Raw genomic sequence first — 19,849 nt, 5'->3', positions numbered from 1 at the left:
ATACAAATCATAAAAACTAGTATTTTGCACAGGAGCAAGTTATGTTGATTAACGATTTAAATTATCTCGAAGCTGTAGATGAAGCAAATAATCTCGAAGGTGGTGCTTTAGTTCTACCTAATCTTACAGCACTTGGCGCCAGTGGTTCAGTATATGCAGAACACTTGAGAGGAATCAAAACCTACTCTGCTTCGGGACCAAATGGTACTACTACAGGTTCTGAAAGTATGGATTTAAGTAAAATCACTGGCGGATTAACTTTAGTAGGTTGGAATTAAAACAATAATTAGAAACCGGGTTTCTTTAAAAACCTAGAAACCTGGTTTCTTTATAAATAGTAAAGGAGCAATTTATGATTATCTCTGACCTTGAGCATATGGAGCAAATCACCGAAGCATCTAATATAAAAGGTGGTTTTGATTGGTCAACTATTATGCAATCACTTAGTATTTATCCTGCTGCATCATCTGCTGTAAATACTTTAGGTGGACACTCAATAGGTAATACGGTTACAACCATGAATATATCCATGCCCATTTTTTTAGTGATTAATTACTCACCAAATAGGTCATCTCGAAGTCGGTTTAATCCTTTTTTTATAAGACCGGGAAAATCTTCTAGAAGAGGATTATTTTTTTAGTTTGTCATCTCATAATTCTAATTAGTTTTTATTTTATGTGAGGTGAACACCTTATGATTAGCCTAAAAGGTAAAATAATTCAACCGGAGGAAATTATTGCTGCACTAAGAAAAGACATGCAATTAAAAGATGTATGTCAAAAAGTATTAGAAAAGCAAATCATTGAACAAGTTGCTCAATCGCGAGGAATAACGCTAACATCCGAAGAAATTCAAACCGAAGCGGATAGGCAAAGATATGCCAAAAGGTTAGTCAAAGCTAGCGATACAATTGCATGGTTAACAGATAATTTAATAACTTCTGAGGACTGGGAAGCTGGCATTAGAGATAATTTGCTAGCAAGTAAATTAACTCAAGAGTTATTTGCTAAAGATGCTGAAGTTTTTTTTGCAGAGAATAAACTAGATTTTGAACAAATTATACTTTATCAAATAGTTGTTCCTTACGAGCAACTCGCACAAGAAATTTTTTATCAAATTGAAGAAAGCGAAATGAGCTTTTATGAAGCTGCTCATTTATATGACAGTGATGAGCGCAGGCGCCGAGACTGCGGTTTTGAGGGTAAACTATACCGTTGGAATTTACAACCAGATGTAGCAACTATTTTATTTAACAGCAAAGTTGGAGAATTAGTAGGCCCTATACGCATTGAGCAAGCAAGTTATATTTTTCTAATCGAAGAAAAAGTTTCCGCAGAACTAACATCAGAAATTTATGAAGAAATTTTAAACCGAATATTTAGAACATGGCTAGATTCAGAGTTAAACCATATTGGAATTAGATAAATATGAAAAAAATATTAAATATCACAGGTTTTTTCCGAAATCAACGATAATCGGCTTGTTTTTACGTTTAAGAATCAATAAGAGCGGAAATGCTACAAATCATGATTAACAAGCGATTTTTACCTGGTGCTGTTGTAATTAGTCTTTTATATTTAACAGGTTGTGGGCAAACAAACTCTAACTCTGCAAGCGTATCTCCTACTGTAACATCTAGTCCAGTAGCATCGGCTCAACCAGATACAGTCACACCTGTATCCCAGACATCCCCAACAACCTCACCTGATAAAGCTGGTAAACAATTGGCGCCTGGTAAATATTGCTATGCAGCCAAAACAAAAACGCTTGATGCAACAGCAGAAATAAATATTGGTGCAGCCAATAATATTAGTGGTACTGTGCAAGCAACTATCCAAAATCCTGCTGCAAGTTATTATAGTTCTTATAACCAAACCTTAATAGGAGAATTAGCTGCTGATAAAGCAAAGCTTAACATTGTTACACAAATAGAAGAAGATACTCAAAATACTCAAGAAACGTGGACAATTACCGAGTCCAAATTAAATACAGGTAGAGAAACCTTTACTAAAGCCAATTGTACAACCGCGACTGCTGAAAAAGAAACAACTGGAGCAAGAAAACCTGTACGAGTCAACTTTGCTAGTGGCGCCAACTCAACAACAATAAAACAATCCGTAATTAGAGGTGAGCGCGATACTTACTTGCTTGGCGCCAAACAAGGACAGCAAATGAATCTAAAAATTACATCCTTAGAAAATAACGCTGTATTCGATGTCATCGCACCAGATGGTAAAACTATTAAGCAAGAAGCTACAACTTGGAGCGGAAAACTTCCAGCAAATGGAGATTACCAAATTGTAGTCGGAGGAACTCGCGGGAATGCTACCTACGAACTAACTGTAGAAATAAAATAAAAATTACATTTACACGTAGAGACGCGATTTATCGCGTCTCTACAACACATAATGTTACGAATGATTTACTAACCATTTACCAATTACTTTTTCCATACAAGTGTCACCTTCGGAAAAACCTAACTTTTCATAAAAATCTACCGCATCCTCAGTAAGTAAACAAACATGTTGACCAGGTAACTTTTCTAGCAATAACGATATCATTTTACTGGCAATACCTTGGCGCCGATGAGGAGTGAATGTCCAAACATCTACAAGATAGGCATTACAAATACCATCCGACAATAAGCGCGCAGTTCCAACTATACAATTATCAATATAAGCAATACAAGTTGCATAGCTATTTTCAAAAGAATCTTTAAGTTGTTGTGGACTTCTGCCATTATCAAAAGCATCTTCTTTGAGAGTCGCTTTCATCTCATCCCAGTTTACATTACTCAAATCACTTTTGTACGTCACCATAACATTATATATAGAAGTTTCAGTTTAGGGACTTCCAAAAATTTAATTCTCCATCTTGTGGGGTGGGCATCCTTGCCCGCCTTCTTTAAATGAACGGGCAGGATGCCCATTCCACAAGAAGAGATTGGAGATTTTTTTATTTGGAAGTCCCTTAGAGGCACAGTAAGCAAGGGCTAATCCTTCTTGATTACAAAATATTTTTGCGGTAAATACTTAAATAAGTGTGTAATATATCCAAACGTTGTTGAATATCCTCTTTATATTTACCTATTATAACTCTCCATAACATTTTTCCTAAACAACGAGAGGCGCGCCATGAGAATACTGCATCTTGTATATCAATATGGCTACGTTCAAATAATAAGTGTCCTGTTAAACCTACTAGCTGTGTTAGAGGTAAGGCACAGAGTAACCAAATATTGTGAAAGTAAGCGGCGCCAAGAAGTAAGCTGTAAAATATGAATATTCCTAGGATGTGAAGGATGATGTTAATAGGGTGTTGGTGTTTGAGAATAAATATGTCCCAATAGTCTGTAAATGGATGGTCTGTGATATTATTGTTAATACTGTTTTTGGGATTTTTCATAGTATAAGTAAGATTTATGTTGGGTTGCGCCTACGGCGTACTACGTAAACGCAAAGCCTCCACCCAACCTACGATTTTGTGAATAGAACTGTTCCGAGTTGTTGTTGACCTAAGCGTTTACTTACTTTACCTTGGTCAATGACTTTTATACCGCGAATATATACGGCTTGAATTATTTCTTCTGAACCTCGTTTAACCATTCGTGGTTCTCCGTCGAGTACTGGGTCGAAAACTTCTATTTGGGGACTGATGGGTTGATTGAGTGCATTAGGGTTGATAATAACTATATCGGCTTTGGCGCCTATTTTTATTACTCCTGTATCTAACCGAAACCATTGGGCAGGTTCTCCTGTTACGCGAGAAATTGCTATTTCGGGTTTCATAAATTTGGTGACTACTGCTTGTTTGAGTAAAGATAAGGCGCCATCATAATATCCTAAGTTCCGCACATGTGCCCCTGCATCGGTAAAACCTGGTAATATATGCGGGTGTGACATCATTGCTTTTCTGGGTTCGAGTCGGTCGTTGGCGCCTGTTGCTACCCATCGTAAATCTATATCATATAGTTGTAATGCTTCGATAAAAAAGTCTAAGGGGTCTTGCTGTCTTTTACGTGCAACTTCTGCAAAGCTTAAACCTTGCCATGTTTCATCTGGACAGCGTACTATTTCCATGTTTTCTAACTGACGATGAAATGAACGGCGCCATTTATTACACCAGTCAGTACGAAATTGAGATACAAAACCAGGTGATGTCCATAGTATTTGACGTTCTTCTCTGGAGTTACAACCATTCAGCTTTACACCACAAGCAAATTCTTCAAATAATGGTGTAACTGGGCCGTTGGAATAAATTGTAAAGGGTTCTGTTAGAGTTTGAAACCTGACATTGCCTCTCATTATTCGGTTCCAAAAGAATAATATAGGAGCAAATACTCTCCAGAGTTTACGGTCGTGAACAGCATCTAATGCACTTAGCACAGTTAAGCGCAAAGGTCGCTTTCCTATACTCATCCGAAAAATTTCCCAAAATGAAGCTAGTCGCTGTAGGTTTGGTGTTACCTGAAAAACTTTATCGTGTTGCCGACATAAATTTGCCAGCATTGCATATTCTTTATATTGCGCGTGTTGCGAAGGAATAGTGCAACCACTCCATTCTCCACTCATTAAATGCCAAGGAAACATATCTATAGAGATACCAATAAATCCTGATAATAATGCTTTTGCTGCGATATCCTTCATTATTTGTAGTTCTTTTGCGTTGGGTTGAGCAGTTAAGCTACGTTCCAACCCCATGACATGCGCGCGTAATGCACTATGTCCAAACATTACTGCTACGTTTGGCCCTAACGGTAACTGCTGTAAGTGTTGTAAATATTCTTTGGGAGTTTGCCACGAAACAGATTTTTGTAACCATTTCTCAATTAGTCTGTGTGAGAGCGTTTCGACTCGTTGAAAAATGTCTGCTAGTACTTGCGGCGCCCCTATTGCCACGGACAAGCTACAATTCCCAATAACTACACTCGTTACTCCATGACGAACTGACTCGCTTAAACCGGGTGCTATCTCTACTTCTAAATCATAGTGCGTATGAATATCAATAAAACCAGGTGTTACCCATAAGTCCGTTGCATCAACGATTTTATGTGCATCCATAGATAGCGATGGAGCGATATTGACAATTTGCCCACTTTGAATAGCAATATCTCGACGCACTGGCGCCGTTCCTAACCCGTCAAAAACTAAACCGTTTTTTATTAATAGGTCTAGCATAATTAATTTCCATAATACTCAGTTTTTACCTAGTTTAACTGTTGTAACTTTATATATAAGCGTGCAGTGGTCACAATCATAACTGGTATGCAAGGTACGTCTTGTAGCACAGGCTAGAAGCCTGTGCAGTAATGTACGTAAGTCTTTAATTTCCATAATGCTCAGTTTTTACCCAGTTTAACTGTTGCGGCTTTATACATAAACTAAGTGTAGTAACAATCATAATTGGTATCCAGTGCAGCATGTAAAAAGAGCCTTGAAGCGTTGACCATAATAATGACCATCCCCGTAAGTTTTGAAATTGGTATAGTCCTGCTATAAAACCAATGGTGAGAATTATACCTAGGAGGGTTTGAAGTGGAAGCAGTACGGCATTATGGCTATAAAAAACTGTCCATAATAAATCTGGAATTAGTCCAATTGGTAAAACAAACTGTAGTAATAAAAATAAAAGTAAATCTATTTCTTTTTTCCAACCCAAATTTAGCATTTGTGGTAAATAGTCTAAATAACGCTGATAACCTCCTAGTGACCAACGATAGCGTTGATGCCATAGTTGTCCCAAGGTTGTTACTCCTTGTTCTTTAATAGCAGGCGCCGTGATAAACTCAATTTCTGCTCCTGCAATATATAATCTAAATGCCAAGTCTAAATCATCGGTAACGGTGTTTTCATTCCAGCCGTTACATTTCTCTATAAGCTGGCGCCTTACAAACATTCCACTTCCCCGCAGTTCTGTCATACCAGAAGCTGCAATGCGATGAGTTTGTAACCAAGCATCACAACTCATTTCCATTTGTTGACAGCGAGTGAGAAAATTAAGATTACGATTAGCAATTGTTTTTCTTACTTGTACTGCGCCAATTGTGTTGTCTTGAAATATTGGAAGTGTTTGTTGTAAAAAGTTAGTGGGAAATTGTGCGTCAGCATCGCAAACAAGAATAATTTCTCCTTTCGTGGCGCCGAATACTGCATTTAAGGCGCCTGATTTACCTCCACCTGAAGTTTCACGATGATAAACTTGTAATGCAGAAAATTGAGATTGTAATTTTTCTAAACGTTGACGAGTATTATCTGTACTAGCGTCATTAATAATCCAAATGTCTAAATTTGATGCTGGATAATCTAAATGAAATAAGCTTTCAACTATATTAGGTAATACTATACTTTCATTTTTGGCTGGAACTAGAATTGTTACAGTAGGTAAATAAGCTTCGTTTAAATTAATCAAAGTCTTTGGTTTGGCTATGAGCATTCTTACTGCTTGCCAAGTCAAGATAAGTGTTAATACCAACATGAACCAGCGTGTAATGGGTATTAGGTGCATCAAGCTGATAATACTCCAAACTGAGACTACTATTGTGATGGCTTTGAGGCGCCTATAGTTAGTTGTATTGTGGTTTTGTTCTAAGGTAATGTTTCTCATTACTGTGTAGTAGATATATATACTTAACATTACCACAGAGACACAGAGGACACAGAGAGTTTTTAAGTATTTTTTTAAATGTATTTTTGTAGACTACACACTTTATTGATAAAAAATATACCATTATATTAAGCTCGGTTTATCAATTAGTTATGTAAGTATTATTGCTTTTTTATAAATGTAAACAGTAAATTCACGGAACTATTTTTACGAACTACAAAGAAAAAAAGGAATAGAAACATGATAGATTTACGTGCCTTTTATCAGGCGACAAATCCTAGTAAGACGATAGTTTTTGATAATGTTGAAGACCAGAAGTTGTATATCGATTTTTCTTCGGTCAGAGGTGGAAAAATTATTGAGGAGTTGAGAGATAATATTAGTTTTTTCTCTCCATATGAGCCGACTTGTCAATTATTCACAGGTCACATCGGTTGCGGTAAATCTACAGAATTATTACAGTTAAAATTAGAGTTAGAAAAAGAAAACTTTTATGTAGTTTACTTTGAGTCTAGTCAAGACTTAGAAATGGCTGATGTTGATATTGGTGATTTTCTACTAGCTGTTGCGCGTCACGTTAGTCAAAGTTTGGTTGATATTAAATTAAGCGAACCTGGTAAACTCAAAGAATTACTAATCGGCGCCTGGAAAATTTTGAATTCAGAGATTATTGGGATAAAAGCAAAGCTTCCTATTGGTGATGTTGGTTTTAATTTAGATGGAGATAAGTTTTCGCTCTCAGTTGGTATTGGTGAAATTACAACTAGAACCAAAGGTGATGCGATGTTACGCGAACGACTCAACCAGTATTTGGCGCCTCAAAAAGGTAAGTTATTAGAAGCGATAAATACAGAGTTGCTAGAACCCGCTATTAAAAAACTCAAACAACGCGGTAAAAATGGACTTGTTGTCATTGTCGATAACCTTGACCGTATCGACAGTCGCGCGAAACCTTGGGGGCGCCCGCAACAAGAGTATTTATTCATCGACCAAAGCGAATATCTAACAAAACTACATTGCCATGTAGTCTACACAATGCCCTTAGCCTTAAAATTCTCTAACGACTACAATAACCTAACACAGCGTTTTCCTGAAGAACCAAGAGTCTTACCAATGGTACCAGTCCATCATAAAGACGGTAGTTATGATGAAGCAGGAATACAACTGATGCGTCACATGGTACTAGCACGGGCTTTCCCTAATTTAGACGCAAACGAACGTCTAAGCAAAATAACCCAAATATTTGATACACCCGAAAGCTTAGACCGTTTATGCCAAATTAGCGGTGGTCATGTACGTGACTTACTCAGATTACTAAACAACTGGATTCAACGCCAAAGAAAACTTCCGCTACAAAAACAAACACTAGAAGCATTAATTCGTTCGCGTCGAAACGAAATGACTATGCAAATATGTGAAGAAGAATGGGAACTTCTACGACAAGTACGCATCCGAAAAAAAGTGGGTGGAGACAGAGACTATCAAAAACTCATTCATAGTCGCTTAGTATTTGAATACCGCAACTACCACGGAGAATCTTGGTTCGACGTAAACCCAATATTAATAGAATCAGAAGAACTAAAACCATGATGTCTTTCCAAAACAAAAAAACCGATGCCATCTACCCAGAAATCTCTCCATCTTTAGAAGAACTAGCGTGGACATTATCAGCATCACAAGGAGAATTTCGATTAATCTTAGCACACTGTAACTACATACTTTTACGCTCAGTTTTATACAAACACCTGCAAAAACTAACAGACATTAAAATACCCATACTAAACTTAAAAAAAACAGAAACGAGCTTGTACCAAAAAATAGAAGCACTTCAACCCAAACAACCAGATGCAGTCATGGTATGGGGTTTAGAAACACACTTAAATATAGACCAGTTACTAACCACAACAAACTTAATTCGCGAAGAATTTCGTAAAAACTTTAATTTCCCCATAGTATTATGGGTAAACGATGAAATTTTAGCCAAAATGATGCGGCTATCGAGTGACTTTGAAAGCTGGGCAACCACCATAGAATTTACCATTAGCACCTCGGAACTTATCAAACAACTAAAATGCGATACTGACGCAATTTTTGAATTTGCACTTTTTTCTGACACATATTCTATTGGTTGGCAAATAGGATATATCCGGCGCCGAGAAATTATTAGATACTATTACGATTTAAAACTGATAAAATACCCAGTAGAACCTATAATACAAGCAGGTGTAGATTTTGTACGTGGACAAGAAGCTTATCTAAAAAATCACATAGATACAGCTTTAGATTATTTTCAGCGTAGTTTGATTTTTTGGAATCAAGAAGAACTATTTGAAATGCGTGCAGGAGTACTACTTTTTCATATCGGATTATGTTACTACCAAAAAGCTGAACAAAAAACAGTTTCACGACAATACTTAGAGCAAGCAAGATATTTTTTTGACAAATGCATTAGTATATTTACTGAAGCAAACTATCCAAACTTAGTAGCTAAATATATTAACCCATTAGGTGAAACACTACGACGGTTAGAAGCATGGGACGAGTTGCAAAATTTAGCACTAACAGCCTTAAATTTACAGAAATTATATGGTAATTCAACACGAGTCGCACGTGCTTATGGTTTTTTAGCAGAAGCAGCTTTGAGTAAACGACTTTGGAATCAAGCCAAACAACATGCATATCAAGCGTTACACTATATTATTAAAGACCCAGTTGCACAACAGCATCAAGGACTATATTTACTATTATTAGCTCAGACAGAACTTAAATTAGGTAGAACACCGCGTGCAGTAAATCATTTACAAAAAGCGCGTTTTCTTGGTCATAAAGATAACCCTCAACAGTTTATTCAGATTTTACAGTTACTAAGAACTGTATATTTAAAACAAAACCTTTATCTTGAAGCTTTTCGAGTCAAACTAGAAATACGTTCTACCGAACAGCAATATGGGTTTAGAGCATTTATCGGCGCCGGAAAAATTCAACCGCAGCGAAAACCCCAGTCAAGCTTAACTCAAATTATAGATAGAGTAAATGATAGCTCAATTGAAGAAACACTGGCGCCGGAAATTACTGCATCTGGACGCGAGCAAGATGTTAAACACTTACTCGAACGTCTAATGCGTCCAGACCATAAATTAATCGTTATTCATGGATATTCTGGTGTTGGAAAAACTTCGCTCGTACAAGCTGGTTTAATTCCCGCCATTAAACAAACAAACATAAATACTCGTAATAATATTATACCTGTATTTGTGCGATATTATGATAACTGGATTAATGAATTAAACAAAGCATTATTTTCAGTGCTACCAGCAACACAAGAACACAATAAATTCACATCAGATGAGATTTTGCAAACTCTACGAGAATCTTGTACGTATAATTTTAAAATTATACTAATTTTTGACCAATTTGAGGAATTTTTATTTAAATATAACACCTATCAACGGCGCCGTGAGTTTTTTTCATTTTTAGGAGCATGTTTAAATATACTAGGAGTCAAAGTTATATTATCATTACGCAAAGAATATTTACATTACTTGCTCGAATGTATTCAAATTCCTAGCATGAATATTATTAACCATGATTTACTTAGTAAAAACGTTTTATATGAACTAGGTAATTTTTCAATCAACGATGCAGAAACATTAATTGAGCGTTTAAGCAAACGTTCAAAACACTATCTAGAACAAGATTTAATTAAGCGTTTAGTACATGACTTATCAATTAAATTTGGTGAAGTGCGTCCTATTGAATTACAAATTGTTTGCGCGCAGTTAGAAACAGAAAATATTACAACATCAGCACAATATAAACAGATTGGAACAAAACAAGAACTGATTAAACGCTACTTACAAGAAGTAGTTAAAGATTGTGGAGATGAAAATCAAAAAGTAGCAGAAATATTATTATACTTGCTGACTGATGAAAAAGGAATTCGACCTGCTAAAACTCGTACAGAGTTGAAACAAGATTTTATTTTAAGAATTACAGATACTAATTGGAAACCAACTTTAATAAATGATAAACAATTAGATTTAGTCTTACAAATTTTCGTGACAGCGGGTATTGTAGTATTAATACCTACCAACCCTGAAGACCGTTATCAACTCGTTCATGACTATTTAGCGACATTTATTCAAAAGCAGCAACCAAAAGTAAATGACTTAATTATCAAACTTCAGCAGTTACAAACAAAAATCAAATTTTATAACTGCATATTATTCATTTTATTAATTATAATAGTATTATTGATAGTACTACTTATTAAAGTATGGCTGTAAGAGCGCGCGTAAAACCTTGTCACATATGTAATCAATCGGCGCCTGTTTTGTACCGTGTCAAATACGAAGAAGAAGGAGATTGGGTTTTCGTATGTCCAAATTGTTGGCAGGACATTAGCCAAGATAACCCATTTTACGTCTACGGGGGAACCTGGAAAGCTGAAAAAGCCAAAAAATAATGTGGTTATTGTAGAGACGTTATATGTAACGTCTCTCAGTAATTTCGTACTGGTATATAAAAGACAAAATATACCTCTTAGGATAGAGAATTTGCTCTTAAATAATATTTCTTCGGAATGAGGATTTTAAATTTTGGGTTCTTTCGTACATAGCGTGCTAAATTTTAATTAAAATTTATAACTATGCTTTATTTACAAGGCAGACGCTTATAGTTTTAATTTCAGACAAGAACACCATTTTTAAGATAATAATGGCTGTAATATAAGCCCGACACGGATTTTAAGCTAATGTTTCACTAAATTAGCACGCTAAGTACGCAAGAATCGGCAATTGTAATTAAATTCCTTAAAGAACTAGAGCAAAGGAAAGAAAGTATAGTTTTCTGTTCGATAAGGAATTGATTCGCTTCGATACCGTATGCGTAACCTGCTTCGTTATATCTTTCATTCAAAAATTTTTGGTTATGCCCAGTAAAAATAAAATTACTTATTGTTTTTGAATGGATATATTTTTTTATGGACAGGCGGGACGCGTATCCCACAAGAGCCTATTCCACAAGATTTTTACAATTTAAATCCACCACTTGCTTCGATGTATTGCCCTGTTACCCAACGACTATCTTCTGAAGCAAGAAATGCAGTGACATCGGCGATATCAACTGAAGGTAACGATAGTAGTTTCTTTGCTGCTTGTGCATATGCGGATGGAGCAGTATGGAAAACTGTATCTGGAGAACAGAACCCTATTAAACGGTTAGAATTTTGGAACTGGTGGTTAACACAAGCTGTTCCTGCTGCTTGGTCTGCTGTCGAAGATAATTCAAATCTTGATTTGGTTTTAAAGACTTGTAAGTAAAAAATCTCTTACATTTTCTTATGGGGTGGGCAAGATGCCTAGCTCCATATTAGAACGGGCAAGGATGCCCATTCCACAATTGATGCCCATTCCACAATTAATTGCACAATTGATTATGGTTGTACCATGATTTTAATTGCTTCTCTGTTATCCATTGCGGCATAGCCAGAGGGAACGCCGTTTAGGTCAACTGTTATATCTAATACTGCTGAAGAGTCTAGTTTACCTGCTACTGTGTCTTTTAATAGTTCGGGAATATAAGCACGTGCAGGCGCCACTCCACTGTATAAAGCGATATTAGACATGAACATTCTGCTCAAATTTATTGACCCACTACCGTGAGGAACCCCGACAAAACCAACGGCGCCACCAGGACGGATGATTTTTATTGCTGTGTCCATTGATGACTCAGTACCAACACATTCTAATACTGACTCGGCGCCACCTTTGGTCATTTCGATTACTTCTTCTACTGCTTGCTCGTCTCTGCTTTTTACTACATCAGTAGCACCAAAGCGTTGAGCTATAGCAGGACGTTTTTCGTGGCGCCCTAATATAATAATTCGCTCTGCACCTAAGCGCTTTGCTGCGAGTACACCACATAAACCCACGGCGCCATCACCAAGAACTGCTGCTGTTTTACCTTTTTGTACCCCCGCAGAAACTGCTGCATGATGACCTGTAGACATTACATCAGTAAGCGGTAATATGGCTTTGAGCATCGCTTCGTCGCCTTCCACTTCATGAGGAATTGCTACAAGAGTACCATCGGCAAACGGCGCCCATACTGCTTCAGCTTGTCCACCCCAAAAACCACCTTCAAAACAAGAAGTTTGTAAACCTTTACCGCAAAATTCGCAAGTGCCATCAGAAAAAGCCAACGGAGCTAAGACTTGATCACCTTGTTTCGGGTTTTGAGGTTCACAATCCGTAGTTAAGAAAATAGAAATGTTTAGTGGCAGTTAAAATTTAATATAAATACTATAAAGTATTTATGAACTAAATGATTGGTTTCGAGTCAAACTGAAAATGCCCTTGCTCTGTGAGGAAACACTAAAACCCTTGTCATTTCGCTCCCTCCGTTTTTTAGTTCCTAAAAAATGTACGAATCAAAAGATATAAAAGAATTTTGAGGCAATTACCTGGCAAAGGACTTACCTCAATTATTTTGTTCCTAAGTCAAAAACTTTCTTGCTGGGTCATACTGGTATTAAGTGTATGGAGACTATGCTAGATGACTCAGCGTGAACCGAAAAGCGCCGATGAATGGTTTAACCAAGGAAAAAAGCTATACTGGGAAGACAAAAATTATGAAGACGCAATAATATGCTTTGATCACGCTCTTGATCTTGTTCCGAGAAAATACACTGCTTGGTACTACAAAGCGCTTGCTTTAAGAATGGTAGGTAGATATCAAGAAGCAATTATTAGTTGCAGCAGATCTTTGGAAATAAAAAATGATTATCACAAAGCTTGGAATAATCTTGGTTTAGTATTAGATGAATTAGAACGTTATGATGAAGCAATATCCAAGTACAATAAGGCTCTGACTATCACACATAGTAAGTATCACCAAGCGTGGAATAATCGAGGTAATGCGTATAAAAGCTTGCGTAACTACAAAGACGCAATTGAATCCTATGATCGTGCATTGCAGTTAGATAATCAGTACTGGCGAGCTTGGAAAAACAAGGGTTGGGCACTTTTCTTTTCCTCACGCTACCAAGAAGCCTTAAAAAACTGGGATGCTGGTTTACAGCAACTAAAACCAAAAACTCGCGGTTATAAAGCCCGTAACTACCAAGAAGGTTGTGGCAGATTACATGAAGCGAAGGGTCTTGCACAATATCTGCATGGGCAGCATCAAGAAAATCCTTTTCCATGCTGGCAAGAAGCGGTAAAAAGTTATCATGAAGCTCTCAAATTTCTGACTTTTAAGCATTTTCCAATACCACATTTGGAAATTATACAAGCTCTTATTAAGGTGCTGAAAGGCTTAGGTGAAAAAGATAAATACTGTATGTTAGAATCCGAAGGTTCAGAGTTATTAGGAAGTTTATTGCAACAAACACAATCAAATACTAAAAAAATTCAGTTAGCACGAAAGTTTGCTGCATTTAATCAATATCGCGTAGATTCTTTAGCTGAGTCAGGCAATTGGAGTGCGGCTCTAGAGTTAGCCGAGTGGCGCAAAAACCTGTGTTTGCATTGGCTTCGCGAAAACCGTTGGGTTGAGCCAGCAGAAGTAGATGTTTTTACAAGTATACCTTTAGTCAATTCTCAAACATCTGTTATTTATTGGCACATTAGCCCTGCTGCGATCACCACATTTATCCTTAAACACAATGAACCAGTGATAGGATTTATTTTAACAGCTGATAATACATCTGCTGGGGCTGATAGGCAACTGCAAAAGTTTGAAGGTTGGATGAAAACTTGGAAACAGGATGTAAAAAGTGGATTCAAAACATACGCAGCAGAAAAATATAACGAAATTATACACGACGAAACATTATCTAAATTAGCATCAATTCTAAAAGTTCCAATAATTGAGTCAATGCTAGAGGACATCAGTCAATTAATACTTATTCCTCATAGAGATTTGCATTTGCTGCCTCTTCATATCCTATTTTCAGACACAGTTTCAATCACCTATTTGCCCAGTATTCAAGTAGGCATAGATTTGCAAAAATCTTTCCCTAGTATTTTAGATATGATTGACAAATTGCCTATACTTAGCATAGAACATCCCAAAACAGTTAAAAATCAGGACAAATTACAAAAATTGGATGAGACATCTTTGCTATATGCTGAAATTGAATCAGCCGCCATTACCAATATGTATCAACCTTGCTACCGTCTCACTGGTTCAGCTTGTACTCTCGAAGCATTTATTCAGGCATTAAAAATTACGTCTGGAATTTTTCACTTTACAGGTCACGCATATCACAATACCAATAACCCTGTAGACTCAGCCTTGTTATTCGCAAATACCGAGCAGTTAAGATTACAAGATTTATTCAGATTAGATTTTAAGCATTACCACCTTATATGTTTGTCTGCTTGCGAAACTGGAAAGACTAGCAAACAAGGCTTAATAGATGAATTTGTTGGTTTAGCTGCTGGCTTCTTAGCGACTGGTGCATCTTGTGTTGTCAGCACTTTGTGGCGAGTCGATGAAATCTCAGCTGCCCTATTAATGATTCGTTTTTACCAATTGCTTCCTAATTTTTCTCCGCCAATTGCTCTTAAACAAGCACAACTGTGGCTACGTGACGCTACACACGACACTCTTGCTCAGTGGTGCCTTGATATTGCCGAAATATTAGCTAATAATTTACTCCAAAGTGAAAATTTAGAAGATGCTGCTGCTGACTTCCAAGAAAAAGCAGGTAAAATAGGAATACACTATTGCCCGTATGCTCATCCATACCACTGGGCTGCTTTCACCGTTACTGGTAATTTTACAATATGACACTTCCATACACAAACAACACAACTGAGGCAATCGTATTGCAAGCGCTACGAAAAGCTCTAGATCAACTAAACTCTTTGATACCTGATTCTTTGAAGCTAGAAATAGAGCAGCAATTAAGCCAAATCTTGGCAAATCCAAATTCTAGTTCTGTAGAAAATCTAATTAAACTAGTAAAAGATTATCCCGATATCTATAACGAGTATCGTACTTGTCGTAAAAATATATTTAGAGATTATCAAGCTCAGGAACGAAATAAAGGATTTTATCCTAAAGATAAAGATATACAACCTACAACAGCCCCTATTATTATAGATAATTTTATTGCTCCTACACCAACAATAAATGAAGTATTTATAAAAGTTAAAGAGCAAGTTGAAAAAGATACACAAAGCCCAAACAATCAGTAATTAGTAATGAGTAAATTAATTTATCCAACGCTTGATTTATTTGCTTACCAACTTGGGGAAGGATTAGGAGATAGTCAGGATGAAATCAAAAAACGCCGTGATAATTTCTTGAAAATTTTACCTCAAGATATTGAAAATATACTAACTAGCATTTATGATAGAGAGTTGGCATTTGAAAATCAAGAATATATAAAATTAGTAGAAATAGCAGGTAAAAGTTCACAAGATTTTGATTTTGTTCAATATTTAAATAATTATGTTTTGAAAAGTTATTATTATCCTGTTCGTTTAAATGATACCTATGGCCTTTTATTCGATTGTTCTGTTGATAATAAAGATATAAATAAGGAATATATTCCTCAAACGCTTGATTCATTAAGATACCTTAAACAGCAAACAAAATCAGTACAAGGAATTTTAGGTAAAACATGGTTGATTTCAGGAATAATACCTAATTTAAGTATCGACCATGAAAATTTAGCAAAAAATATTTATAAAGTATTTATGCTAGAAGACAAGCCTAAATATTTAACTAATAAAGCATATGAAGATTTGATAGCAAAGCAATGGCAATATAGAAAAATTGGTAAGTTTTTAAAAGCTTCAGTATTTGAAGTATGGCAACCATCACAAAATTTGAAAAGTGTAGAAGGTAATATTCATGTCCTCATCTTTATTTATCCTAATAAAGAAAGTATGGAAAATGCAGCCGAATTTTACGATGATTGGATGCGGTTGTTTTGTTATCGTAATAAAATTTTATGGGCTTACAGCGAAATTTATTGTATTAAATTAAAACTCAAAGAAGGATTTAGAAGTATCAGAGAAACAATCAATATACTAAATAATAATTTTGACTTGCAAAAGTTAAAATTAATTTTAGAAAGCAATATTCAAACTTATTATAAATATGTAATAAATCTCAATTATTTAGAAATTCAACGTGGTACAATTGAAATAAATTTATATAATTACCAAGAACATTTAAAATATATGGATAATTACATTAAAGAGAATTTAACAAAGTTTGGTGATACTGATTTGAAATTTTTTGAGGATTTCAGTGTTATTGTTCAGCAAAAATACTTAATACAGGCAAAGAAAGACTATGAAAACTTAACTCCTGCGGTAAATATTTTAGAAAATCAGCTTAATAGTATTAGAGGTATTGTAGAAATAGAACAAGCTGAACGTGATCGTCGTCTTGAGACCCAAAACACTAACTTTCAAAACAAGATAGCTGTTGTAGGTGTGGCAGTTGCTACTGCCTCATTAAGTACTAGTGTTATTTCTCCATTTGTGAAAGACATTTATGGATTGCCATCTATAAAGCCTCTTACTTATAAACAACCATTTCCCGAACCTATTTTTAATATGCTGCTAGTGCTAGTGCTTAGTACAATTCTAGGATGTATAGCTGGTTGGATTACTCAGAAACGCTTACAGTCTCGCCATTTATCTACTAAATAATCTCTCTTTCTCTTGTACAATGCCTCTTGTATATACTTAATTTTTTTATTTAATAGAGCCTAAATGTATTAAAATAGTTGCGGAATAAGTGTGCTATATTTCTGCTGTCCGCGCTCGATATTTATGACAGATTTACAAGTTGTAGCAAATTTTGAAGAATTAGTATCAAACTTAGAACCAGAAGTTGCGGCTTCGATTATGACGTGTATTGAAAATGCTCTTGATTATCAACAAAAAGCATTATCAATATATTCTATCCTTCTAAGCGGTCAATTAGTGAAGCCCAAAATGGAGAAGAAAAAAACAATTGCTGTAAGTGAAAACGTAGGTGTTGTGAGTGGCTGGAATTCCTTAAACCCTAAATGGACAGTGTTTATAGCTGAAAATAATGGTATATTATTAGTACAAAATGAAACATTAATTACAGAGTTTTATCAAAATCGTATAGAAGAATTCAAGAGATATGGTTATGAGACAAAAAAATGGGATTTAGATTCAGAGTTAAATCCTGGCCGTCACTATCGTTCGCACGCTGAAAAACAAATATCAGTAATTAAACCTTGTAATTCTATCGGTGTTTCTAAAGGTATATGTGAAGAGGATTGTTATCCTTATCTTTGTGCGTTAGCTCAAATTAGAAAACAGCATATTGTTGTTGCTGACCCAAACGGTGTCTTTCTATTTTACAGTAACGGTCAAGTAAAATTTGTTTATCATAAAAATAAAAGTAAATAGAGGTATAATCTATATGGATATTCCTTCAAAGTTACAAGAATTAATTTTAAGTGCGCTTTCATCAGTACGTGTACATCCATCACACGATTTAAATCTTGGCTATCGTCATGCTATCTGGGCTGCTTTTGGGGATGATGAATATGGTCACAGGCGCCGTGCCATGCTAGCTTTAAAGACAGTCCGTCACGTACTTCCTATCTGGAATAAAAAATTTCCCTACGATGATAGACCCGGATATATTCTTAATCTTGCAGAAAAGACACTCGCTGGGACTATTAGTGTAGAAGTTGCGGAAAATGAGAGCGAGCGCCTGTGGAGGGAAATGCAACAATTGGGATATGGCGGTCATGGTATGGTTTTTACTGTTGGGTGTGCTGCGGTCGCGGCGCTTGATACAGCTATTGATGATGAGACCTTTGACCCAGACGATATTGATTTTAATTTGACAGATAACGAAGATACTGAAGGTAACGATAGTAGTTTCTTTGCTGCTTGTGCATATGCGGATGGAGCAGTGTGGAAAACTGTATCTGGAGAACAGAACCCTATTAAACGGTTAGAATTTTGGAACTGGTGGTTAACACAAGCTGTTCCTGCTGCTTGGTCTGCTGTCGAAGATGACTCAAATGTTGATTTGGTTTTAAAGACTTGTAAGTAAAAAATCTCTTACATTTTCTTATGGGGTGGGCAAGATGCCTGCCTCAATATTAGAACGGGCAAGGATGCCCATTCCACAATTGATGCCCATTCCACAATTAATTCCACAATTGATTATGGTTGTACCATGACTTTTATTGCTTCTCTGTTATCCATTGCGGCATACCCAGAGGGAACACCGTTTAGGTCAACTGTTACATCTAATACTGCTGAAGAGTCTAGTTTACCTGCTACTGTATCTTTTAATAATTCGGGAATGTATGCACGTGCAGGCGCCACTCCACCGTGTAAAGCGATATTAGACATGAACATTCTGCTCAAATTTATTGACCCCCTGCCGTGAGGAACTCCTACGAAACCAACGGCGCCACCTGGACGAGTGATTTTTATTGCTGTGTCCATTGATGACTCAGTACCGACACATTCTAATACTGACTCGGCGCCACCTTTGGTCATTTCAATTACTTCTTGGACTGCTTGCTCGTCTCTGCTTGTGACTACATCAGTAGCACCAAATTGTCGGGCAATTGCAAGACGTTTTTCGTGGCGCCCTAATATAATAATTCGCTCTGCACCTAAGCGCTTTGCAGCAAGTACACCACATAACCCCACGGCGCCATCACCAACAACTGCTGCTGTTTTACCTTTTTGTACTCCTGCAGAAACTGCTGCGTGATGACCTGTAGACATTACATCAGTAAGCGGTAATATTGCTTTAAGTAGCTTTTCATCACCTTCTACTTCTTGAGGTATAGCTACAAGAGTACCATCGGCAAACGGCGCCCGTACAGCTTCAGCTTGTCCACCATCATTTTGTCCACCCCAAAAACCGCCTTCAAAACAAGAAGTTTGTAAACCTTTACTGCAAAATTCGCAAGTACCATCAGAAAAAGCAAACGGCGCCAAAACTCTATCACCTTTTTTCAGGTTACGAACTTCAGAACCGACTTCTTCAACAATGCCCATCCACTCGTGACCAGTACGCCAGCCAGGTTTCCAATTATCTAAGCCACGATAAAACCATAAATCAGAACCACAGATACAAGCATGGGTAATTCGTACTATTGCATCAGTTGGGTTTTTAATTACTGGGTCTGGAACGTTCTCGACTCGAACATCACCTGGAGCATGGTAAACTGTAGCTCGCATTGCACGCACCTTGAAAAATGTTGATGATT

At 36.5% G+C, this 19,849-nt stretch carries 19 protein-coding genes; 13 read left to right on the top strand and 6 right to left on the bottom strand.

The genetic code is table 11. The features are described from left to right. The first annotated feature begins 41 nt into the window (after positions 1 to 41). The 4 genes from DSM106972_RS23055 to DSM106972_RS23040 all read left to right on the top strand — a co-directional run bounded on the left by DSM106972_RS23055 (position 42) and on the right by DSM106972_RS23040 (position 2,357). Positions 42 to 278 (top strand): hypothetical protein, encoded by a 237-nt coding sequence (locus tag DSM106972_RS23055; protein WP_127082911.1) that lies wholly within the window; start codon positions 42 to 44, stop codon positions 276 to 278. 74 nt (positions 279 to 352) lie between these two features. After that, positions 353 to 640, top strand: coding sequence for a hypothetical protein (locus DSM106972_RS23050; protein ID WP_127082910.1), 288 nt, complete (start codon positions 353 to 355; stop codon positions 638 to 640). Positions 641 to 693: 53 nt separating this feature from the next. Next, entirely contained in the window at positions 694 to 1,425 is a 732-nt protein-coding gene (locus tag DSM106972_RS23045; RefSeq protein ID WP_127082909.1) for a peptidylprolyl isomerase, read from the top strand. Between the two features lie 101 nt (positions 1,426 to 1,526). Next, entirely contained in the window at positions 1,527 to 2,357 is an 831-nt protein-coding gene (locus tag DSM106972_RS23040; RefSeq protein WP_127082908.1) for a hypothetical protein, read from the top strand. Positions 2,358 to 2,411: 54 nt separating this feature from the next. Here the strand turns inward: DSM106972_RS23040 and DSM106972_RS23035 are convergent, their stop codons facing one another. The 4 genes from DSM106972_RS23035 to DSM106972_RS23020 all read right to left on the bottom strand — a co-directional run bounded on the left by DSM106972_RS23035 (position 2,412) and on the right by DSM106972_RS23020 (position 6,603). After that, entirely contained in the window at positions 2,412 to 2,819 is a 408-nt protein-coding gene (locus DSM106972_RS23035) for a GNAT family N-acetyltransferase (protein WP_127082907.1), read from the bottom strand. Positions 2,820 to 3,006: 187 nt separating this feature from the next. Continuing rightward, positions 3,007 to 3,405, bottom strand: coding sequence for an Mpo1-like protein (locus DSM106972_RS23030; RefSeq protein ID WP_127082906.1), 399 nt, complete (start codon positions 3,403 to 3,405; stop codon positions 3,007 to 3,009). A gap of 68 nt (positions 3,406 to 3,473) precedes the next feature. Continuing rightward, positions 3,474 to 5,177 (bottom strand): N-acyl-D-amino-acid deacylase family protein, encoded by a 1,704-nt coding sequence (locus DSM106972_RS23025; RefSeq protein ID WP_127082905.1) that lies wholly within the window; start codon positions 5,175 to 5,177, stop codon positions 3,474 to 3,476. Between the two features lie 145 nt (positions 5,178 to 5,322). Beyond that, positions 5,323 to 6,603, bottom strand: a complete 1,281-nt coding sequence (locus DSM106972_RS23020) for a glycosyltransferase family 2 protein (protein WP_127082904.1) — start codon at positions 6,601 to 6,603, stop codon at positions 5,323 to 5,325. A gap of 240 nt (positions 6,604 to 6,843) precedes the next feature. Between DSM106972_RS23020 and DSM106972_RS23015 the strand changes: the two genes are divergently transcribed. From DSM106972_RS23015 to DSM106972_RS55395, 4 genes are all read left to right on the top strand, one after another. Beyond that, positions 6,844 to 8,193 carry an AAA family ATPase gene (locus tag DSM106972_RS23015; RefSeq protein ID WP_127082903.1) on the top strand — a complete coding sequence of 450 codons (1,350 nt, stop codon included), beginning with the start codon at positions 6,844 to 6,846 and terminating at the stop codon, positions 8,191 to 8,193. Beyond that, positions 8,190 to 10,889 carry an ATP-binding protein gene (locus tag DSM106972_RS23010; RefSeq protein ID WP_233787212.1) on the top strand — a complete coding sequence of 900 codons (2,700 nt, stop codon included), beginning with the start codon at positions 8,190 to 8,192 and terminating at the stop codon, positions 10,887 to 10,889. The genes DSM106972_RS23015 and DSM106972_RS23010 overlap by 4 nt, the downstream gene beginning before the upstream one ends. Beyond that, positions 10,880 to 11,068, top strand: a complete 189-nt coding sequence (locus DSM106972_RS23005) for a DUF8622 domain-containing protein (RefSeq protein WP_127082902.1) — start codon at positions 10,880 to 10,882, stop codon at positions 11,066 to 11,068. The genes DSM106972_RS23010 and DSM106972_RS23005 overlap by 10 nt, the downstream gene beginning before the upstream one ends. A 496-nt stretch (positions 11,069 to 11,564) precedes the next feature. After that, positions 11,565 to 11,924, top strand: coding sequence for an Imm5 family immunity protein (locus DSM106972_RS55395; protein WP_127082901.1), 360 nt, complete (start codon positions 11,565 to 11,567; stop codon positions 11,922 to 11,924). A 113-nt stretch (positions 11,925 to 12,037) separates the two neighbouring features. Here DSM106972_RS55395 and DSM106972_RS22995 read toward each other — a convergent pair whose 3' ends face one another. Further along, positions 12,038 to 12,805 carry a zinc-binding dehydrogenase gene (locus tag DSM106972_RS22995; RefSeq protein WP_233787663.1) on the bottom strand — a complete coding sequence of 256 codons (768 nt, stop codon included), beginning with the start codon at positions 12,803 to 12,805 and terminating at the stop codon, positions 12,038 to 12,040. 353 nt (positions 12,806 to 13,158) lie between these two features. On the opposite strand from DSM106972_RS22995, the gene DSM106972_RS22990 reads away from it, so the two are divergent. The 5 genes from DSM106972_RS22990 (at position 13,159) to DSM106972_RS22970 (ending at position 18,672) form a co-directional block, all read left to right on the top strand. Further along, the gene (locus tag DSM106972_RS22990) at positions 13,159 to 15,399 is read left to right on the top strand and encodes a CHAT domain-containing tetratricopeptide repeat protein (RefSeq protein WP_127082899.1); all 2,241 of its coding nucleotides are present in this window, start codon (positions 13,159 to 13,161) and stop codon (positions 15,397 to 15,399) included. Then, the gene (locus tag DSM106972_RS22985; protein WP_127082898.1) at positions 15,396 to 15,809 is read left to right on the top strand and encodes a hypothetical protein; all 414 of its coding nucleotides are present in this window, start codon (positions 15,396 to 15,398) and stop codon (positions 15,807 to 15,809) included. The genes DSM106972_RS22990 and DSM106972_RS22985 overlap by 4 nt, the downstream gene beginning before the upstream one ends. 6 nt (positions 15,810 to 15,815) lie before the next feature. After that, the gene (locus DSM106972_RS22980) at positions 15,816 to 17,279 is read left to right on the top strand and encodes a hypothetical protein (protein ID WP_127082897.1); all 1,464 of its coding nucleotides are present in this window, start codon (positions 15,816 to 15,818) and stop codon (positions 17,277 to 17,279) included. A gap of 123 nt (positions 17,280 to 17,402) precedes the next feature. Next, complete coding sequence (locus DSM106972_RS22975) at positions 17,403 to 18,014, top strand: hypothetical protein (protein WP_127082896.1); 612 nt, start codon at positions 17,403 to 17,405, stop codon at positions 18,012 to 18,014. Positions 18,015 to 18,027: 13 nt separating this feature from the next. Then, entirely contained in the window at positions 18,028 to 18,672 is a 645-nt protein-coding gene (locus DSM106972_RS22970) for an Imm5 family immunity protein (RefSeq protein WP_127082895.1), read from the top strand. 113 nt (positions 18,673 to 18,785) lie between these two features. Here DSM106972_RS22970 and DSM106972_RS22965 read toward each other — a convergent pair whose 3' ends face one another. Beyond that, a complete protein-coding gene (locus tag DSM106972_RS22965; RefSeq protein ID WP_127082894.1) occupies positions 18,786 to 19,820 on the bottom strand; it encodes a zinc-dependent alcohol dehydrogenase family protein in 1,035 nt (344 codons plus the stop codon). Positions 19,821 to 19,849 lie beyond the last annotated feature (29 nt).

Source organism: Dulcicalothrix desertica PCC 7102, from assembly GCF_003991905.1.
GTDB classification, from domain to species: Bacteria; Cyanobacteriota; Cyanobacteriia; order Cyanobacteriales; family Nostocaceae; genus Dulcicalothrix; species Dulcicalothrix desertica.
The sequence above is the reverse complement of the archived record's forward strand: the minus strand, read 5'-3'. Positions and strand labels throughout refer to the sequence as shown.

Bases quoted from the DNA above. Each gene is read 5' to 3' on its own strand.
- DSM106972_RS22965 (WP_127082894.1), bottom strand. From the start codon at position 19,820: ATGCGAGCTACAGTTTACCATGCTCCAGGTGATGTTCGAGTCGAGAAC.
- DSM106972_RS22990 (WP_127082899.1), top strand. From the start codon at position 13,159: ATGACTCAGCGTGAACCGAAAAGCGCCGATGAATGGTTTAACCAAGGA.
- DSM106972_RS23040 (WP_127082908.1), top strand. From the start codon at position 1,527: ATGATTAACAAGCGATTTTTACCTGGTGCTGTTGTAATTAGTCTTTTA.
- DSM106972_RS23035 (WP_127082907.1), bottom strand. From the start codon at position 2,819: ATGGTGACGTACAAAAGTGATTTGAGTAATGTAAACTGGGATGAGATG.
- DSM106972_RS23025 (WP_127082905.1), bottom strand. From the start codon at position 5,177: ATGCTAGACCTATTAATAAAAAACGGTTTAGTTTTTGACGGGTTAGGA.
- DSM106972_RS22970 (WP_127082895.1), top strand. From the start codon at position 18,028: ATGGATATTCCTTCAAAGTTACAAGAATTAATTTTAAGTGCGCTTTCA.
- DSM106972_RS23050 (WP_127082910.1), top strand. From the start codon at position 353: ATGATTATCTCTGACCTTGAGCATATGGAGCAAATCACCGAAGCATCT.
- DSM106972_RS23045 (WP_127082909.1), top strand. From the start codon at position 694: ATGATTAGCCTAAAAGGTAAAATAATTCAACCGGAGGAAATTATTGCT.
- DSM106972_RS23015 (WP_127082903.1), top strand. From the start codon at position 6,844: ATGATAGATTTACGTGCCTTTTATCAGGCGACAAATCCTAGTAAGACG.
- DSM106972_RS23010 (WP_233787212.1), top strand. From the start codon at position 8,190: ATGATGTCTTTCCAAAACAAAAAAACCGATGCCATCTACCCAGAAATC.
- DSM106972_RS22980 (WP_127082897.1), top strand. From the start codon at position 15,816: ATGAGTAAATTAATTTATCCAACGCTTGATTTATTTGCTTACCAACTT.
- DSM106972_RS23005 (WP_127082902.1), top strand. From the start codon at position 10,880: ATGGCTGTAAGAGCGCGCGTAAAACCTTGTCACATATGTAATCAATCG.
- DSM106972_RS23055 (WP_127082911.1), top strand. From the start codon at position 42: ATGTTGATTAACGATTTAAATTATCTCGAAGCTGTAGATGAAGCAAAT.
- DSM106972_RS22985 (WP_127082898.1), top strand. From the start codon at position 15,396: ATGACACTTCCATACACAAACAACACAACTGAGGCAATCGTATTGCAA.
- DSM106972_RS22975 (WP_127082896.1), top strand. From the start codon at position 17,403: ATGACAGATTTACAAGTTGTAGCAAATTTTGAAGAATTAGTATCAAAC.
- DSM106972_RS23030 (WP_127082906.1), bottom strand. From the start codon at position 3,405: ATGAAAAATCCCAAAAACAGTATTAACAATAATATCACAGACCATCCA.
- DSM106972_RS23020 (WP_127082904.1), bottom strand. From the start codon at position 6,603: ATGAGAAACATTACCTTAGAACAAAACCACAATACAACTAACTATAGG.